At 73.5% G+C, this 14,498-nt stretch carries 15 protein-coding genes; 11 read left to right on the forward strand and 4 right to left on the reverse strand.

The genetic code is table 11. The features are described 5' to 3' along the window. Positions 1–28: 28 nt before the first annotated feature. From DRV96_RS08945 to ahpF, 3 genes are all read left to right on the forward strand, one after another. Positions 29–1,897, forward strand: coding sequence for an ATP-binding cassette domain-containing protein (locus DRV96_RS08945; RefSeq protein WP_119290070.1), 1,869 nt, complete (start codon positions 29–31; stop codon positions 1,895–1,897). 218 nt (positions 1,898–2,115) lie between these two features. After that, the gene (gene ahpC, locus DRV96_RS08950; protein WP_119290072.1) at positions 2,116–2,679 is read left to right on the forward strand and encodes an alkyl hydroperoxide reductase subunit C; all 564 of its coding nucleotides are present in this window, start codon (positions 2,116–2,118) and stop codon (positions 2,677–2,679) included. 221 nt (positions 2,680–2,900) lie between these two features. Continuing rightward, complete coding sequence (gene ahpF / locus DRV96_RS08955; RefSeq protein ID WP_119290183.1) at positions 2,901–4,475, forward strand: alkyl hydroperoxide reductase subunit F; 1,575 nt, start codon at positions 2,901–2,903, stop codon at positions 4,473–4,475. 15 nt (positions 4,476–4,490) lie between these two features. Here ahpF and DRV96_RS08960 read toward each other — a convergent pair whose 3' ends face one another. Continuing rightward, a complete protein-coding gene (locus tag DRV96_RS08960) occupies positions 4,491–5,234 on the reverse strand; it encodes a hypothetical protein (protein ID WP_235823348.1) in 744 nt (247 codons plus the stop codon). A 270-nt stretch (positions 5,235–5,504) separates the two neighbouring features. On the opposite strand from DRV96_RS08960, the gene DRV96_RS18395 reads away from it, so the two are divergent. The 3 genes from DRV96_RS18395 to DRV96_RS08975 are packed head-to-tail and all read left to right on the forward strand — an operon-like array spanning position 5,505 to position 7,584. Further along, positions 5,505–6,068 (forward strand): histone H1, encoded by a 564-nt coding sequence (locus tag DRV96_RS18395; protein WP_210757005.1) that lies wholly within the window; start codon positions 5,505–5,507, stop codon positions 6,066–6,068. A gap of 32 nt (positions 6,069–6,100) precedes the next feature. Then, complete coding sequence (locus DRV96_RS08970) at positions 6,101–6,937, forward strand: PhzF family phenazine biosynthesis protein (RefSeq protein ID WP_119290079.1); 837 nt, start codon at positions 6,101–6,103, stop codon at positions 6,935–6,937. Beyond that, positions 6,934–7,584: a VOC family protein gene (locus DRV96_RS08975; RefSeq protein WP_119290081.1), complete on the forward strand. Its 651-nt coding sequence runs from the start codon at positions 6,934–6,936 to the stop codon at positions 7,582–7,584. The genes DRV96_RS08970 and DRV96_RS08975 overlap by 4 nt, the downstream gene beginning before the upstream one ends. A 116-nt stretch (positions 7,585–7,700) precedes the next feature. Here the strand turns inward: DRV96_RS08975 and DRV96_RS08980 are convergent, their stop codons facing one another. Beyond that, the gene (locus DRV96_RS08980; protein ID WP_119290083.1) at positions 7,701–8,156 is read right to left on the reverse strand and encodes a c-type cytochrome; all 456 of its coding nucleotides are present in this window, start codon (positions 8,154–8,156) and stop codon (positions 7,701–7,703) included. 161 nt (positions 8,157–8,317) lie between these two features. On the opposite strand from DRV96_RS08980, the gene DRV96_RS08985 reads away from it, so the two are divergent. From DRV96_RS08985 to DRV96_RS09005, 5 genes are read left to right on the forward strand one after another with little or no spacing between them, the layout of a single operon-like run. After that, positions 8,318–9,010, forward strand: a complete 693-nt coding sequence (locus DRV96_RS08985) for a cytochrome b/b6 domain-containing protein (protein ID WP_119290086.1) — start codon at positions 8,318–8,320, stop codon at positions 9,008–9,010. Positions 9,011–9,027: 17 nt separating this feature from the next. Continuing rightward, on the forward strand, positions 9,028–9,534 hold the full coding sequence (locus DRV96_RS08990) for a GNAT family N-acetyltransferase (protein ID WP_119290185.1): 507 nt from the start codon (positions 9,028–9,030) through the stop codon (positions 9,532–9,534). Positions 9,535–9,559: 25 nt separating this feature from the next. Further along, a complete protein-coding gene (locus DRV96_RS08995; RefSeq protein ID WP_119290087.1) occupies positions 9,560–10,381 on the forward strand; it encodes an HpcH/HpaI aldolase family protein in 822 nt (273 codons plus the stop codon). A gap of 25 nt (positions 10,382–10,406) precedes the next feature. After that, the gene (locus tag DRV96_RS09000) at positions 10,407–11,264 is read left to right on the forward strand and encodes an aldose 1-epimerase (RefSeq protein ID WP_119290089.1); all 858 of its coding nucleotides are present in this window, start codon (positions 10,407–10,409) and stop codon (positions 11,262–11,264) included. After that, entirely contained in the window at positions 11,261–12,157 is an 897-nt protein-coding gene (locus DRV96_RS09005; protein ID WP_119290091.1) for an SMP-30/gluconolactonase/LRE family protein, read from the forward strand. The genes DRV96_RS09000 and DRV96_RS09005 overlap by 4 nt, the downstream gene beginning before the upstream one ends. Before the next feature lie 19 nt (positions 12,158–12,176). On the opposite strand, the gene DRV96_RS09010 is transcribed toward DRV96_RS09005, so the two are convergent. Together DRV96_RS09010 and DRV96_RS09015 are read right to left on the reverse strand one after the other, a co-directional pair. Continuing rightward, the gene (locus tag DRV96_RS09010) at positions 12,177–12,815 is read right to left on the reverse strand and encodes a DsbA family oxidoreductase (protein ID WP_119290093.1); all 639 of its coding nucleotides are present in this window, start codon (positions 12,813–12,815) and stop codon (positions 12,177–12,179) included. Between the two features lie 50 nt (positions 12,816–12,865). Further along, entirely contained in the window at positions 12,866–14,440 is a 1,575-nt protein-coding gene (locus DRV96_RS09015; RefSeq protein ID WP_119290095.1) for a bifunctional aminoglycoside phosphotransferase/ATP-binding protein, read from the reverse strand. Positions 14,441–14,498 lie beyond the last annotated feature (58 nt).

The following is a 14,498-nucleotide window of genomic DNA, read 5'->3' on the forward strand; positions in this document are numbered from 1 at the left end:
GGCCGGCGGCGGCCACAATGCCGGGACCATGGCCGTCCTGTCGCTCACCAACGCCCACCTCGCCTACGGCCACGTGCCGCTGCTCGACGGCACCGGCTTCGCGCTCGACGCCGGCGAGCGGCTCGGGCTGATCGGGCGCAACGGCGCGGGCAAGTCGTCGCTGCTGAAGATCGCGGCCGGCCTCGAGAAGCCCGACGACGGGCTGCTGCAGGTCACGCAGGGGCTGCGCATCCGCTACGTGCCGCAGGAGCCGGCGTTCGACGACGACGCGACCGTGTTCGACACCGTTGCCGACGGCGTCGCCGAGGCGCGCGAGCTGCGCGCGCTCTACGAGGCGCACCCGAGCGGCGTCGACCTCGACGCGCTGCAGACGCGCATCGAGGCGCTCGACGCGTGGAACTGGGAGACGCGCGTAGCCACGACGCTGCAGCGCCTCGCGCTCGACGGCACGCGCCGCATCGGCGAGCTGTCGGGCGGCACGAAGAAGCGCGTCGCGCTCGCGCAGGCGCTCGTCGCGCTGCCCGACGTGCTGCTGCTCGACGAGCCGACGAACCACCTCGACCTCGACGCGATCGCGTGGCTCGAGGACCTGCTGCGCGAGTTCCGCGGCAGCGTCATCGTCGTGACGCACGACCGCGCGTTCCTCGACGCGGTGTGCACGCGCATCCTCGAGCTCGACCGCGGCCAGCTGCGCAGCTACCCGGGCAACTTCGCCGCCTACGAGCGGGCGAAGGAGCAGGAGCTCGCCGCCGAGGCGCTCGCCCACGCGCGCGCCGACAAGCTGCTCGCGCAGGAGGAGGCGTGGATCCGCCAGGGCGTCGAGGCACGGCGCACGCGCAGTGTCGCGCGCGTGCAGCGCCTGCAGCAGCTGCGCGCGCAGCGCGCGGCGCGGCGCGATGCGCTCGGTCAGGTGCGGCTCGACGTCGACGCCGGCACGAGGAGCGGGCGCATCGTCGCGGAGCTGAAGGACGTCACGATGCGCTTCGGCGACAAGACGGTCGTCGACCGCTTCAGCGCGACGATCCTGCGCGGCGACGAGGTCGGCCTGATCGGCCCCAACGGCGCCGGCAAGACGACGCTGCTCAAGCTGATCCTCGGCGAACTGGCGCCGACCTCCGGCACGGTGCGCCGCGGCACGAAGCTGCAGGTGGCGTACTTCGACCAGATGCGAAGCGCCTTGGACCTCGACGCGACGCTGGCCGACACGATCAGCCCCGGCAGCGAGTGGATCGACAGCGGCGGCGGCCGCAAGCACGTGATGAGCTACCTCGCCGACTTCCTGTTCGCGCCCGAGCGCGCGCATGCGCCGGTGAGGACGCTGTCGGGCGGCGAGCGCAACCGGCTGCTGCTCGCGCGCCTGTTCGCGCTGCCGGCCAACGTGCTCGTGCTCGACGAGCCGACGAACGACCTGGACATCGACACGCTCGAGCTGCTCGAGCAGCTGCTGCAGGACTACACGGGCACCGTGTTCCTCGTCAGCCACGACCGGCGTTTCCTCGACAACGTTGTCACGAGCACGATCGCATACGAAGGCGACGGGCGCTGGCGCGAGTACGAGGGTGGATACGAGGACTGGCAGCGGCAGCGCGAACGCAGCGTCGCCGCCGCGGCACCGCCAGCGACGCCGAAGCCCGCGGCGGCGACCCCGGCGGGTCCCCCGGCCCCGGCGTCGAAGCCCCGCAAGCTCGGCTTCAAGGAGCAGCGCGAGCTCGACGAACTGCCGGCGCGCATCGAAGCGCTCGAAGCCGAGCAGAAAGCGATCGCCGAGCGGCTCGCGAGCGCCGACCTGTACACGCGCGAGCCGCAGGCCGTGGCGGCGCTGCAGGCGCGTTACGCGCAGATCGAGGACGAGCTGATGGCGGCGCTGGAGCGCTGGGAAGCGCTCGCGTCGCGCTGAGCCCGCGAGACTGCGCCGCAGGGACTCCGAAGAACCATGACGCTCGCATCGCGAGCGTGCGCCCACATCGGTTGCGGGGCGGAGGTCTTGCGGTAACTCTATTTGCCTGCTCTATTGCGCCGATTTGATCAATCAATCCCACAAATGCTGCGCCGCACCTAATATTCCGGCTGTCGGTTCCTGTCTTTCCATAAACCCTGTCTATCGAGAGGTACACGATGTCGCTGATCAACACCCAAGTCCAGCCGTTCAAGACCACCGCGTTCCACAACGGCAAGTTCGTCGAGGTGACCGACGAGTCGCTGAAGGGCAAGTGGTCCGTCCTGATCTTCATGCCGGCGGCGTTCACGTTCAACTGCCCGACCGAAGTCGAGGATGCGGCCGACCACTACGCCGAGTTCAAGGACCTCGGCGCCGAGGTCTACGTCATCACGACCGACACGCACTTCTCGCACAAGGTCTGGCACGAGACGAGCCCGGCGGTGGGCAAGGCCCGCTTCCCGCTGGTCGGCGACCCGACGCACAAGCTCACGCGCATGTTCGGCGTGCACATCGAGGAAGAGGGCCTGGCGCTGCGCGGCACCTTCATCGTGAACCCGGAGGGCGTCATCAAGACCGCCGAGATCCACGACAACGCGATCGCGCGCGACATGAAGGAGACGCTGCGCAAGCTCAAGGCCGCCCAGTACGTCGCGAAGCACCCCGGCCAAGTCTGCCCGGCCAAGTGGAACGAAGGCGCGGCGACGCTGACGCCGTCGCTCGACCTGGTGGGCAAGATCTGATCGGGCCCACCCCCGACGCGCTTCACGCGCCCCCGCCAGGGGGCGCCGCCAGCGGCCCGGCGAAGCCGGGTCCGCGGCGGCCGCTGGATGGGCGACGGGCGGCCGATGCCGCCTCGTCGTCTGACTGAACGACTGAACCTTCGGGTCCGGTCGCCAAGGCCACGCGGGGCCTTGGCGAGCGGGCCGGGACCGACTCGCCCTCACGTTTGCAGGAGATCGCCATGCTCGACGCCGCCATCCGGACCCAGCTCAAGACCTACCTCGAGCGCATCGCGCAGCCGGTCGAACTCGTCGCGTCGCTCGACGACCGCCCCGAGTCGGCGCAGATGCGCGAGCTGCTCGAAGAGATCGCCGCGCTGAGCGACAAAGTCAGTGCGCGCTTCGACGGCACGGTCGAGCGCCGGCCGTCGTTCCAGATCACGCGCGCCGGCGAGGACATGGGCGTGCGCTTCGCAGCGATCCCGATGGGCCACGAGTTCACGTCGCTCGTGCTCGCGCTGCTGCAAGCCGGCGGCCACCCGCCGAAGGTCGACGCCGAGCTGATCGAGCAGATCCGCGCGCTGCGCACCGACGACGGTCGCGACCTCGTGTTCGAGACGTGGATGAGCCTGACCTGCCACAACTGCCCCGACGTCGTGCAGGCGCTCAACCTGATGGCGGTGCTCAACCCGCGCATCCGCCACGTCGCGATCGACGGGGGTCTGTTCCGGCAGGAGGTCGAGCAGCGCCAGATCATGGCCGTGCCGACCGTGTTCCTCAACGGCCAGCCGTTCGGCTCGGGCCGCATGGAGCTCGCCGAGATCCTCGCGAAGGTCGACACCGGCGCGGCCGCGCGCGACGCCGCCAGGCTCGGCGCGAAGGCGCCGTTCGACGTGCTGATCGTCGGCGGCGGCCCGGCCGGCGCGGCGGCGGCGGTCTACGCCGCGCGCAAGGGCATCCGCACCGGCATCGTCGCCGAGCGCTTCGGCGGCCAGACGCTCGACACGCTGGGCATCGAGAACTTCGTCTCGGTGCCTTACACCGAGGGGCCGAAGTTCGCCGCCGCGCTCGAGGCGCACGTGCGCGCCTACGACGTCGACGTGATGAACGGCCAGCGGGTGGCCGCGCTCGAGCCCGCTGCGCAGCCGGGCGGCCTGGCGACCGTGCGGCTGGCCAACGGCGCCGAGCTGAAGGGGCGCACCGTGATCCTCGCCACCGGCGCGCGCTGGCGCAGCCTCGGCGTGCCCGGCGAGGAGCAGTACAAGACGAAGGGCGTGGCCTACTGCCCGCACTGCGACGGGCCGCTGTTCAAGGGCAAGAAGGTGGCGGTGGTCGGCGGCGGCAACTCGGGCGTCGAGGCGGCGATCGACCTGGCCGGCGTCGTCGAGCACGTGACGCTGCTCGAGTTCGCCGACCAGCTCAAGGCCGACGCCGTGCTCGTGAACAAGCTGAAGAGCCTGCCCAACGTCACGATCCACGTCAACGCGCAGACGACCGAGATCACCGGCGACGGCCAGAAGGTCGACGGGCTGATCTACAAGGACCGCGCGAGCGGCATCGAGCACCGCATCGAGCTGGCTGGTGTGTTCGTGCAGATCGGCCTGGTGCCCAACACCGAGTGGCTCAAGGGCACGGTCGAGCTCAGCCGCTGGGGCGAGATCGTCGTCGACGCGAAGGGTGCCACCAGCGCGCCGGGCATCTTCGCTGCCGGCGACGCGACGACGGTGCCGTACAAGCAGATCATCATCGCCGCCGGTGACGGCGCGAAGGCGGCTCTGTCGGCGTTCGACCACCTGATCCGCACGCCGGCACGCTGAGGCGCCGCGCGGCGCTCACAGCACGTCGAACCAGCTGTCGCTCGCGGCCGGATGGCTGCGGCTGACGATCAGCGCGCCGTGCAGGTACAGCGCGTTGAGCAGGCGCTTCGCGCGCTCGCGGTCGAGGCCGGGGAATTCCGCCAGCCGCCGCAGGTTGACGGTCTCCATCTGCAGCCGCCGCACGGCGACCTGCACGACGGCCGACAGCCCGAGCCCGCGCAGGTCGACGCCCGGCGAGACGCGGTAGGCCAGCGGCCCGGCGATCTCGGGCAGCGGCGTCGGGCGCGCGCCGCGCAGCGCCAGCGCCCACGTCAGCGGCAGCAGCGGGTGGAAGTGCTCGCGCCGCCCGGCCAGCGGGTGGCTCGGCGCACCGCGCGACGCCAGCGGCGCCGCCTCGACGAGCATCACCTGAAGCTCGCCCAGGCGCAGCGACAGCACCTCGGCCAGCGGCAGCGGGCAGTGGAACTGCCGCTCGCGCGGGTACAGCGTCAGTGGCAGCACGCGCGCGCCGGCCTGCACGTGGATCGCCAGCGCGTGGCCGTGGCGCAGCCCGGCGGCGACGACTTCGAGCAGCTCGGCCGCGCGGCCTGCGGCTTCGAAGCGCACCAGGTCCTGCCACAGCGACGGGCTCAGCGACGCCAGCCCCGAGTGCGTCGGCGGCAGGTCGCGCACGGCGGCGACGTCGTCGAGGTAGCGCTGGAACGCGCTGACGCTGACCAGATCGGGTCGACCCAGCGGCAACGTCGATTCGAAGTCCAAGCGCTCCTCCCCGTGGCGCGCGTCGGCAGCCGACGCCTCACGCGCCGCGCGCATCGTACGCCAGGCGGGTGTTCGCGACGTGACGTGCGACACCTCGGCGCGCGTGCGGCGCCCTGCTCCGGCCCGTCGAACGCCGCGTGCTCGATGCGTGGTGTCGACGCGTCGGCGCGAGGCTCATCCCCGCACAGTCGCGCGTGGGCGCGCTACATTCGCGGCGGCTGCAACTGCAGTCGCAGACGCACACACACACACACGACGAAGGACACACGTATGGCAACGACGAGAGCGAAGAAGTCCGAGATGGCCCAGGCGGCCGACAACCTGGCGCAGGCCGCGCACCACGTGGGCGAGGCCGTGACCCAGAAGCTCGATCAGGTGGGCGCCGCGGCGTCGGCCGAGCTGGGCAAGGCGAAGAAGGCCGCGCTGAAGAAGCGCGACCAGGCCAAGCGCAAGCTCGACGCGATGCTCAAGAAGGCTGAGGCACGCGTGAAGAAGGCGATGGCCGAGGCCGAGAAGTCGGTGCGCGCGGCAATGCGCAAGGGCGAGCAGAAGGTCAAGGCAGCACAGAAGAAGCTCGCTGCCGCGCAGGCCACGGCGCAGCGCAAGGCCAAGGCCGCCGCGAAGGCGGTCGAGAAGGAAGCCGCGACGCTGAAGAAGGCGGCGGCCACGAAGCTCGCGACGGCGAAGAAGGCCGCGGCCAAGAAGGTCCCGGCGAAGAAGGCGCCGGCGAAGAAGGCCGCCGCGAAGAAGGCGCCCGCGCGCAAGGTGGCCGCGAAGGCGCCGGCGAAAAAGACCGCCGCGCGCAAGGCGCCGGCGAATAAGGCCGCGGCCTGAGAGCGGCACCCGCCGCGACCGGCAGCGCGCCGATGCGCCGGTACCGCTTCACGCAGCTCGACGTCTTCGGTGCACGCGCGCTGGCGGGCAACCCGCTGGCCGTCGTGCACGACGCGCAGACGCTCGACGACGCGCGCATGGCCGCGTTCGCGCGCTGGACCAACCTGTCGGAGACGACGTACCTGCTGCCGCCCACCGATGCGCGCGCCGACTACCGCGTGCGCATCTTCACCCCCGGCGGCGAGCTGCCGTTCGCCGGCCACCCGACACTGGGCAGCGCGGCTGCGTGGCTCGCCGCCGGCGGCGTGCCGAAGGACGGCCGCGTCGTCGTGCAGCAGTGCGGTGTGGGCTTGGTGCGCGTGCGCCGCGACGGAGCGCGGCTGGCCTTCGCCGCGCCGCCGCTCGTGCGCACCGGGCCGCTCGACGAGGCGCTCCTCGCGCGCATCGCCGGCTGGCTGCGCGTGCCGCGCGCCGACCTCGTCGCGCACCAGCACGTCGACAACGGCCCCGGCTGGGTCGCCGTGATGCTGCCGTCGGCCGCGGCGGTGCGCGCGCTGCGCCCGGACTTCGGCGGCTGCGACGTCAAGCTCGGCGTCGTCGGCCCCGAGGCGCCCGGTGGCGAGACGGCGTTCGAGGTGCGCGCGTTCTTCCCCGGCCCGAACGGGATGTTCGAGGACCCCGTGACCGGCAGCCTCAACGCCGGCCTCGCGCAGTGGCTGACTGGCGCCGGACTGGCGCCGCCGCGCTACGTCGCCGCGCAGGGCGGCGCGCTCGGCGCCGACGGGCGCGTGCACGTCGAGCGCATCGGCGACGACGTCTGGATCGGTGGCGAGGTCGCCGTCTGCATCGAAGGCACGGTCGCGCTGTGACGGCCGCACTCGACCACCTCGTCGTCGCCGCAGCGACGCTCGACGATGGCGCGGCGTGGTGCGAGGCGACGCTGGGCGTCGTGCCCGACGCCGGCGGCCGTCACGCGCTGATGGGCACGCACAACCGGCTGCTCGCGACCGGCAGCGACGTATTCCCGCAGAGTTACCTCGAGATCATCGCCGTCGACCCCGACGCGCCGGCGCCGGCACGCGTGCGCTGGTTCGGGCTCGACGACCCGTGGCTGCAGCAGCGCCTGCGTCGCCACGGCCCGCAGCTCGTGCACTGGGTCGCGCGCACCGACGCACTCGACGCGCGCCGCGCGGCACTCGCGCGGCTCGGCGTCGACCCGGGCGCCATCGTGGCGGCGCAGCGCGGCACGCTGCGCTGGCGCATCACGCTGCGCGACGACGCGCGCCGCTTCGCCGCCGGTGCGTGGCCGCTGTGGATCGAATGGGACGGCGCGCACCCGACGGCGACGCTGCCGGCGCGCGGCGTGGCGCTGCGTGCGTTCGCCGTCGGCGGCGTGCCGCTGTCGGCCGCGGTCGCGCTCGACGTGCCCGGCGTGACCGTCCACGATCGTGGCGCGCCGCTGCACGCCGTCCTCGAGACGCCGCGCGGCGTCGTCGAGCTCACCGGCGGCGCGTGAGCCCGGTGCGCCGCCGGGCGACGATGGCCCGCCGCGCCGCGACCGACGTGCCGGCGGCACAGTGCGCGGCCATCGGGCCGTCCGGGCGCCGCTTCGGCGCGCCTGCGGGCGCGGGCTTACTCCTTGCGGTAGTTGTCGTGGCAGGCCTTGCAGGTCTGGCCCACGGCGCCAAACGCCGCCTTGAGCTGGTCGAGGTTGTTCGACTTCGCCGCGGCGACGAGCTTCTGCGTTTCTTCCTGCAGCTTCTTCGCGCCGGCGTCGAACTGGGCCCGTTCGGTCCAGATCTTCGGCAGCGCGCGCGTGTCGCCCTTGTCGGTGCCGTCGATGAAGCCGGCGAACGGCAGCGGGGCCAGCATCGCGACGATCTCGGCATTCGCGGTGGCCGCCGCGGCGTCGAACGGGACGCGGCCGTTGGCCATCGCGCCGATGCGGCCGAAGTGCTGGCCCATCACGAAGAACGCGCCCTTGCGGTACTTGACGGCGTCGTCGGGGCGCTGGAACTGGGCCGCCGCGGGCAGCGCAGTCGTCACGGCGAGCGCGGCGGTCGCCGCGGTGAGTGCAAATCGCTTCATGCGTGGTCTCTCCGGTCGGTTCGAGGGACGTGGGTGTCCGGAGTGCTCCGGACCGCGGCCAGTGTAGGGACAAGCGATGAGCCGTCTGTGACCTCGGTTACTCCGCCATCGCCGCCGGCGGCGCGCCGGGTTATCGTTGTGTCCTGAGCCGCTCGTCGCCCATGCCCGAGACCGCCCGCCCCGCCGACGCCGCCGTGCCCGTACGCATCTGGGACCTGCCCACGCGCCTGTTCCACTGGGCGCTCGCGCTGGCCGTCGTCGCCGCCGTCGTCAGCGCGAAGATCGGCGGCAACGCGATGGTGTGGCACTTCCGCTTCGGCTACGCCGTGCTCGCGCTGCTGGCGTTTCGCCTCGTCTGGGGCTTCGTCGGCGGGCACTGGTCGCGCTTCGCGAGCTTCGTGCCGACGCCGGGGCGCCTCGTGCGCTACCTGCGCGGGGCGCCGCAGCCGGGCGAGCACCTCGACGCCGGCCACAGCCCGCTGGGCGCGCTGTCGGTGTTCGCGCTGCTCGCGGTGCTGGCCGCGCAGGTCGCCACGGGGCTCGTGGCCGACGACGAGATCGCCAACGTCGGGCCGCTGAACCGCTTCGTCGCCGTCGAGACGGGCCTGGCGGCCACGGCGTACCACAAGACCTTCGGCCAGTGGGCGCTGATCGCGCTCGTCGTGATGCACGTCGCGGCGATCGTCGTGTACCGGCTGCGTGGGCGCGACCTCGTCGCACCGATGTGGCACGGCGACAAGACGCTGGCCCCAGGGACGCCGGCGTCGACCGACACGCTGGCTACGCGGCTGTTCGCCGCCGTGCTGATCGCGGGCTGCGCCGTCGTCGTGCGCTGGCTCGTGACGATGGCATGACGACGGCACCACGCGCGATGTCCGAGCCGAGCAGCCTGCCGCCGCGCATCGACTTGACGCCGGCCGACAGCCCCGAGCACCTGGCGCTGGCGCGCGAGATCTTCCGCGAGTACGCCGAGCAGCTCGGCGTCGACCTGGGCTTCCAGGGCTTCGACGACGAGCTCGCGCGGCTGCCCGGCGACTACGCGCCGCCGCAGGGCGCGCTGCTGCTGGCCTTCGTCGACGGCGAACTCGCCGGCTGCGGCGCGGTGCGCCCGCTCGTCGACGTGGATTACGCCAACGCGTGCGAGATGAAGCGGCTGTACGTGCGCCGGCCGTTCCGCCGCTTCGGCATCGGGCGCCTGCTCGCGCAGGCGCTGATGGACCACGCCACCGGCGCCGGCTACTCGGTGATGCTGCTCGACACGCTCGACGACATGGAGGCCGCGCGCGGCCTGTACGCGTCGCTCGGCTTCGAGGAGGTGCCGCCGTACTACTACAACCCGCTGCCCGGGGCCCACTACCTGAAGGCCGACCTCGGCTGACGGCGCGAGCGCGAAGGAGACCACGATGAACCCGTTTCGACAACTGCTGCGCGCCAGCGGCGCGCACACGCCGGTGGGCACCTGGGTGCTGTCGGCCAGCCCCATCGTCGCCGAGGCGATCGGCCACGCCGGCTTCGACTGGGGCGTGATCGACATGGAACACGCGCCGCTGGACGTCGCCGGGCTCGTCGGCATGCTGCAGGCGGTCGGCAACACGAAGATGGTGCCGGTGGTGCGCGTGCCGTGGAACGAGCCGGTCGTCGTCAAGCGCGTGCTCGACGCCGGCGCGACGACGGTGATGTTCCCGTTCGTGCAAAGCGCCGACGAGGCGCGCCGCGCAGTGGCCGCCACGCGCTACCCGCCCGAGGGCGTGCGCGGCGTCGTCGGCACCAGCCGCGCGACCAAATTCGGCACCGTGGCCAACTACGCCGCGCAGGCCAACCGCTGCGTCGGCGTCATCGTGCAGCTGGAGACGCCGGCCGCGCTCGACGCGCTGCCGGCGATCGCCGAGGTGCCCGGCGTCGACGCGCTGTTCATCGGCCCGGCCGATCTGTCGGCCGCGATGGGTCACCTCGGCCAGGCCCACCACCCGGCAGTGGTCGAGCGCATGGCGAAGGCCGCCGCGCAGTGCAAGGTGCTCGGCAAGCCGGTGGGCACGATCGGCGACTCGCCGGCGGCGGTGGTGCAGTACCGCGCCGCGGGCTTCGACTTCGTCGCGATCGCGTCCGACCTCGCGCTGCTGATGCGCGGTGCGCAGGCCGCCGCCGGTGCGCTGCGCACGCAGGAAGGCGACGACGTCGTGCACTCGGTGGTCCACGGCACGCACACCGACGGCGCGACCTGCTGACCGCCCCCACCCACCCGAGCCCGCGATGACGACCGCCTCGCCCCTCGAACTGACCGCCGGCGAGCTGCGCCTGGCGCTGCGCCCCGACCTCGGCGGCTGCGTCGCCGGGCTGTGGCACGCCGGGCTGCCGGTGCTGCGCAGCACCGAGCCGCCGGCGCTCGAGCGCTCGCGGCAGTCCGGCTGCTACCCGCTGGCGCCGTACTCGAACCGGCTCGGCTTCGCGCGCTTCCGCTGGCTCGGGCACGACCACACGACGCGCCCGAGTCTCGACGATGGCCCGCATTCGATACACGGCGTCGCCTGGCAGCGCGCGTGGACCGTCGAGTCGGCCGACGGCCACACCGCGGCGCTCGCGCTCGTGCACGGCGGCGACGCCGACTGGCCGTTCGCGTTCACGCTCGACCAGCGCTTCGAGCTCTCGCCGCAGTCGCTGCGCGTGTCGATGCGCTTCGTGAACACGGCGCCGCATGCGCAGCCGGTGGGGCTCGGCTGGCACCCGTACTTCCCGAAGCGCGCGCGCAGCCGCCTGCACGCCGAGCTGACGCACCGCTGGGAGTCGGACCCGACGACGCAGCTGCCGACGCGCCGCGTCGCGCAAAGCGGGCTCGACGGCGACGTCGCGCACCTCGACTTCGACCACGTGTTCGACGGCTGGCAGGGCGCCGCGCGCATCCGCGACGAGAAATTCTCGCTGCGGCTGACCTCGTCGCTCGACCGGCTGGTGGTCTACACGCCGCCGGCCAAGGACTACTTCTGCGTCGAGCCGGTCGGCCACGTCAGCAACGCGATCCACATGGCGCAGCCGCTCGCGCACGGGCTGCGCGCGCTCGAGCCGGGGCAGGCGTTCGAGGCGTGGATGCAGCTCGACATCGCGCCGGCATGACCGCCGTCGAGCCACTGGCAGGCGTGCCGGCCTGCGCGCTCGGCGAGTCGCCGTTCTGGCATCCGCGCGAGGCGGCGCTGTACTGGGTCGACATCCCCGGGCGCGCGCTGCACCGCTGGACCGGGCGCGACGGCGCGCACCGCCAGTGGCCGCTGCCCACCGAGCCGGGCTGTGTCGCGCCGCGGCTCGGCGGCGGGCTGCTGCTGGCGCTGCGCGACGGGCTGTGGCACTTCGACCCCGGCGCCGGCCTGACGCGGCGCGTCGCGAAGGCGCCGTACGACACCGCGACGCAGCGCTTCAACGACGGCAAGGCCGACGCGCTCGGGCGGCTGTGGGTCGGCACCTACAGCGAGGACGGGCGCACCGGCGAGGCGGCGCTGTACCGCTTCGACGCCGGCCGGATCGAGCGCGTGGCCGGCGGCATCAGCGCGAGCAACGGGCTGGCGTGGAGCCCCGACGGCCGCACGATGTACTGGGCCGACACGCGCGCGCACGTGGTGTACGCGTTCGACTTCGACGTCAGTGGCGGCACGCTGTCGCGCCAGCGCGAGTTCGCGCGCTTCGCGTCGCGCGACGCGGCGGCCCCGGCGGCCTACGGTGGCCGCCCCGACGGTGCCGCCGTCGACGCCGACGGCGGCTACTGGGTCGCGATGTACGAGGGCGCGCGGCTGCTGCGCTTCGCACCCGACGGCACGCTGACGCGCGAGGTGCCGCTGCCGGTGCGCAGCCCGACGATGCCGTGCTTCGGCGACGACGACCTGAAGACGCTGTACGTGACGACGGCGCGCAAGGGGCTCGGCGCCGACGAGCTCGCGCGCGAGCCCTGGGCCGGCGCCGTGCTGCGGCTGCGCGTCGACGTGCCCGGGCTGCCGGTCAACTTCGCGCACGCGTGAGCGGCGCGCGCCCGCGCGCTCAGCGTGCGAGCTCGCGCAGCGCCTGCGCGTAGGCGTCGGGCGTCTGCGTGCCCTGCAGCAGGTGCCGGCCGTCGATCACCACCGACGGCACGGCGCGGATGCCGGCCTGCTGCCAGGCCCGCTCGGCCGCGCGCACGTCGTCGGCATGCGCGTCGGACGCGATCACGGCGCGCGCGCCGTCGTCGTCGAGGCCGGCGTCGCGTGCGAGTTCGAGCAGCACGTCGGCGGCGCCGGGGTTGCGCCCGTCGCGGTGGTACGCGACGAGCAGCGCGTGCTTGAGCCGGCGCTGGACGTCGCCGCCCTGCAGCCCGGCGTGGTGCAGCAGCCGGTGCGCGTCGAACGTGTTCCACACGCGCAGCCGCTCGCCGAACGCGAAGCCGACCGCGGCGCCGCGCTCGCGCAGCGTTTCGCGCGACGCTGCGAGCTGCGCGTCGCTCAGGCCGTACTTCGCCTTCAGGTACGCGGCGGCGTCCTCGCCGTCGGGGCCGAGCCCCGGGTTCAGCTCGAACGGCTGGATGTGCAGCTCGACGTCGAAGCCGCCCGGCTGCGCGCGCAGCCGCTCGAGCGCGCGTTCGAGCGCGTTCAGGCCGATCGCGCACCACGGGCAGGCCACGTCGGAGACGAAGTCGATGCGCATCACGGTCGTCGCGGTGGCGGTGGGTGGGCGCCGATGGTAGAGCGCGCGTGTCAGCCGCGCCGCCAGCCGGCCACCAGCGCGTCGACGCGCGCGTCGACCTCGCCCGGTGTCGTGTCGGTGTCGAGCACGACGGCACCCTCGTCGGCGGCGAGCGGTTCGCGCACGCGCAGCTGCAGCGCGAGCACGTCGGCGGTCGCGTCCGACGCGTCGCGGTTGTCGGCGGCGCGGCGCGCGAGCCGCTCGCGCAGCACCGGCTCGGGCGCCGTGCACTCGACGGTCACGCAGTCGACGCCGAGCGTGCGCGCCAGCGCGCGCATCGCGTCGCGCTCGCGGCGGCGCAGGAACGCGGCGTCGACGACGACCGAGATGCCGCCTTCGATCGCGTGCCGCGCGACGGCTTCGAGCCGCGCGTAGGTGCGCTCGGTCGCGCGCGCGTGGTACAGCGCCGCGGGGTCGGCGACGCGCGCGGTCGCGGTCAGGCCGTACAGCCGCTTGCGTTCGACGTCGGAGCGCACGCGCACCGCGCCGAGCGCCTCGACCAGCCGCTGCGCGACCGTGCTCTTGCCGCTGCCGCTGACGCCGCTGGTCAGCACCAGGCGCGGCGCCGGCGGGTGCGCGAGGTCGTGCGCGAGCGCGAGGCGCCGCTGCGCGGCAGCGTCGGCGGCGGTGCGCTCGGCGGGCGCCGCGTCCGGCTGCGCGGCGCGGATCGCCGCGACCTTGGCGCGCACCAGCGCGCGGTACGCGGCGAACCAGCGCAGCACGGGCAGCCCGTCGTGGTCGCCGGTGTGCTCGAGGTACTGGCTCAGGTAGCGCCACGCGAGCGCCGGCAGGCCGTGGTCGAGCAGGTCCATGAACGCGAACACGGCGTCGGCGAGCACGTCGACGTGGCGCAGCCGCGGGTCGAACTCGAGCGCGTCGAAAGGCACCGCCTGCCCGTCGAGCCACGCGATGTTGGCCAGGTGCAGGTCGCCATGGCCCTCGCGCACGCGGCCCTGCGCGCGGCGCCATGCCAGCGTCTCGGCGATGGCGTCGAAGCGTTCGCGCGTCCAGCGGTGCAGTGCGTCGATGGCGGCCGCATCGGCGCGCAGCGTTGCCAGCGTGCGCAGGTTGTCGAGCGCGACGCGCAGCGCGACTTGCGGGTCCCCGTAGGCGGCCGGCGACGCCGGCAGCGCACCGTGGAACGCGGCCACCGTGGCCGCGAGGGCATCGATGTGCGCGCGCGTCAGTGCACCGGCGTCGGCGAGGCGGTCGAACGCGCTCGCGCTGTCGAAGCGGCGCATGCGCAGCGCCCACTCGATCGGCTCGCCGTCGCCGCCGAGCCGCGGCGCATCGACGGTGCCGGTCACCGGCTGCACGTCGACATACCACGCGCTCGCGGTGCGGCGGTTCAGCCGCAGCTCCTCCTCGCAGAAGTGGCGCCGGCGCTCGAGCGTCGAGAAGTCGACGAAGTCGAGCGCGAGCGGCTTCTTCAGCTTCAGCGCCCAGGTGCGCGACAGCAGCACCGTCGACAGGTGGGTCTGCACGACCTCGACCGGCCCGTCGGCGTCGGGCCAGCCGCCGGCGCGGCACAGCGCCTGCACGAGGCGATGGTGGCGTTGCAGCGCGGTGTCGATCGCGTCGGCCATGCGGCATTGTCGGCCCCGCCGGGGGCCTCCGACGGGTGACCGACCTGCGGGCGATTGA

This window comes from Azohydromonas sediminis, assembly GCF_003574675.1.
Lineage (GTDB): Bacteria > Pseudomonadota > Gammaproteobacteria > Burkholderiales > Burkholderiaceae_C > Calidifontimicrobium > Calidifontimicrobium sediminis.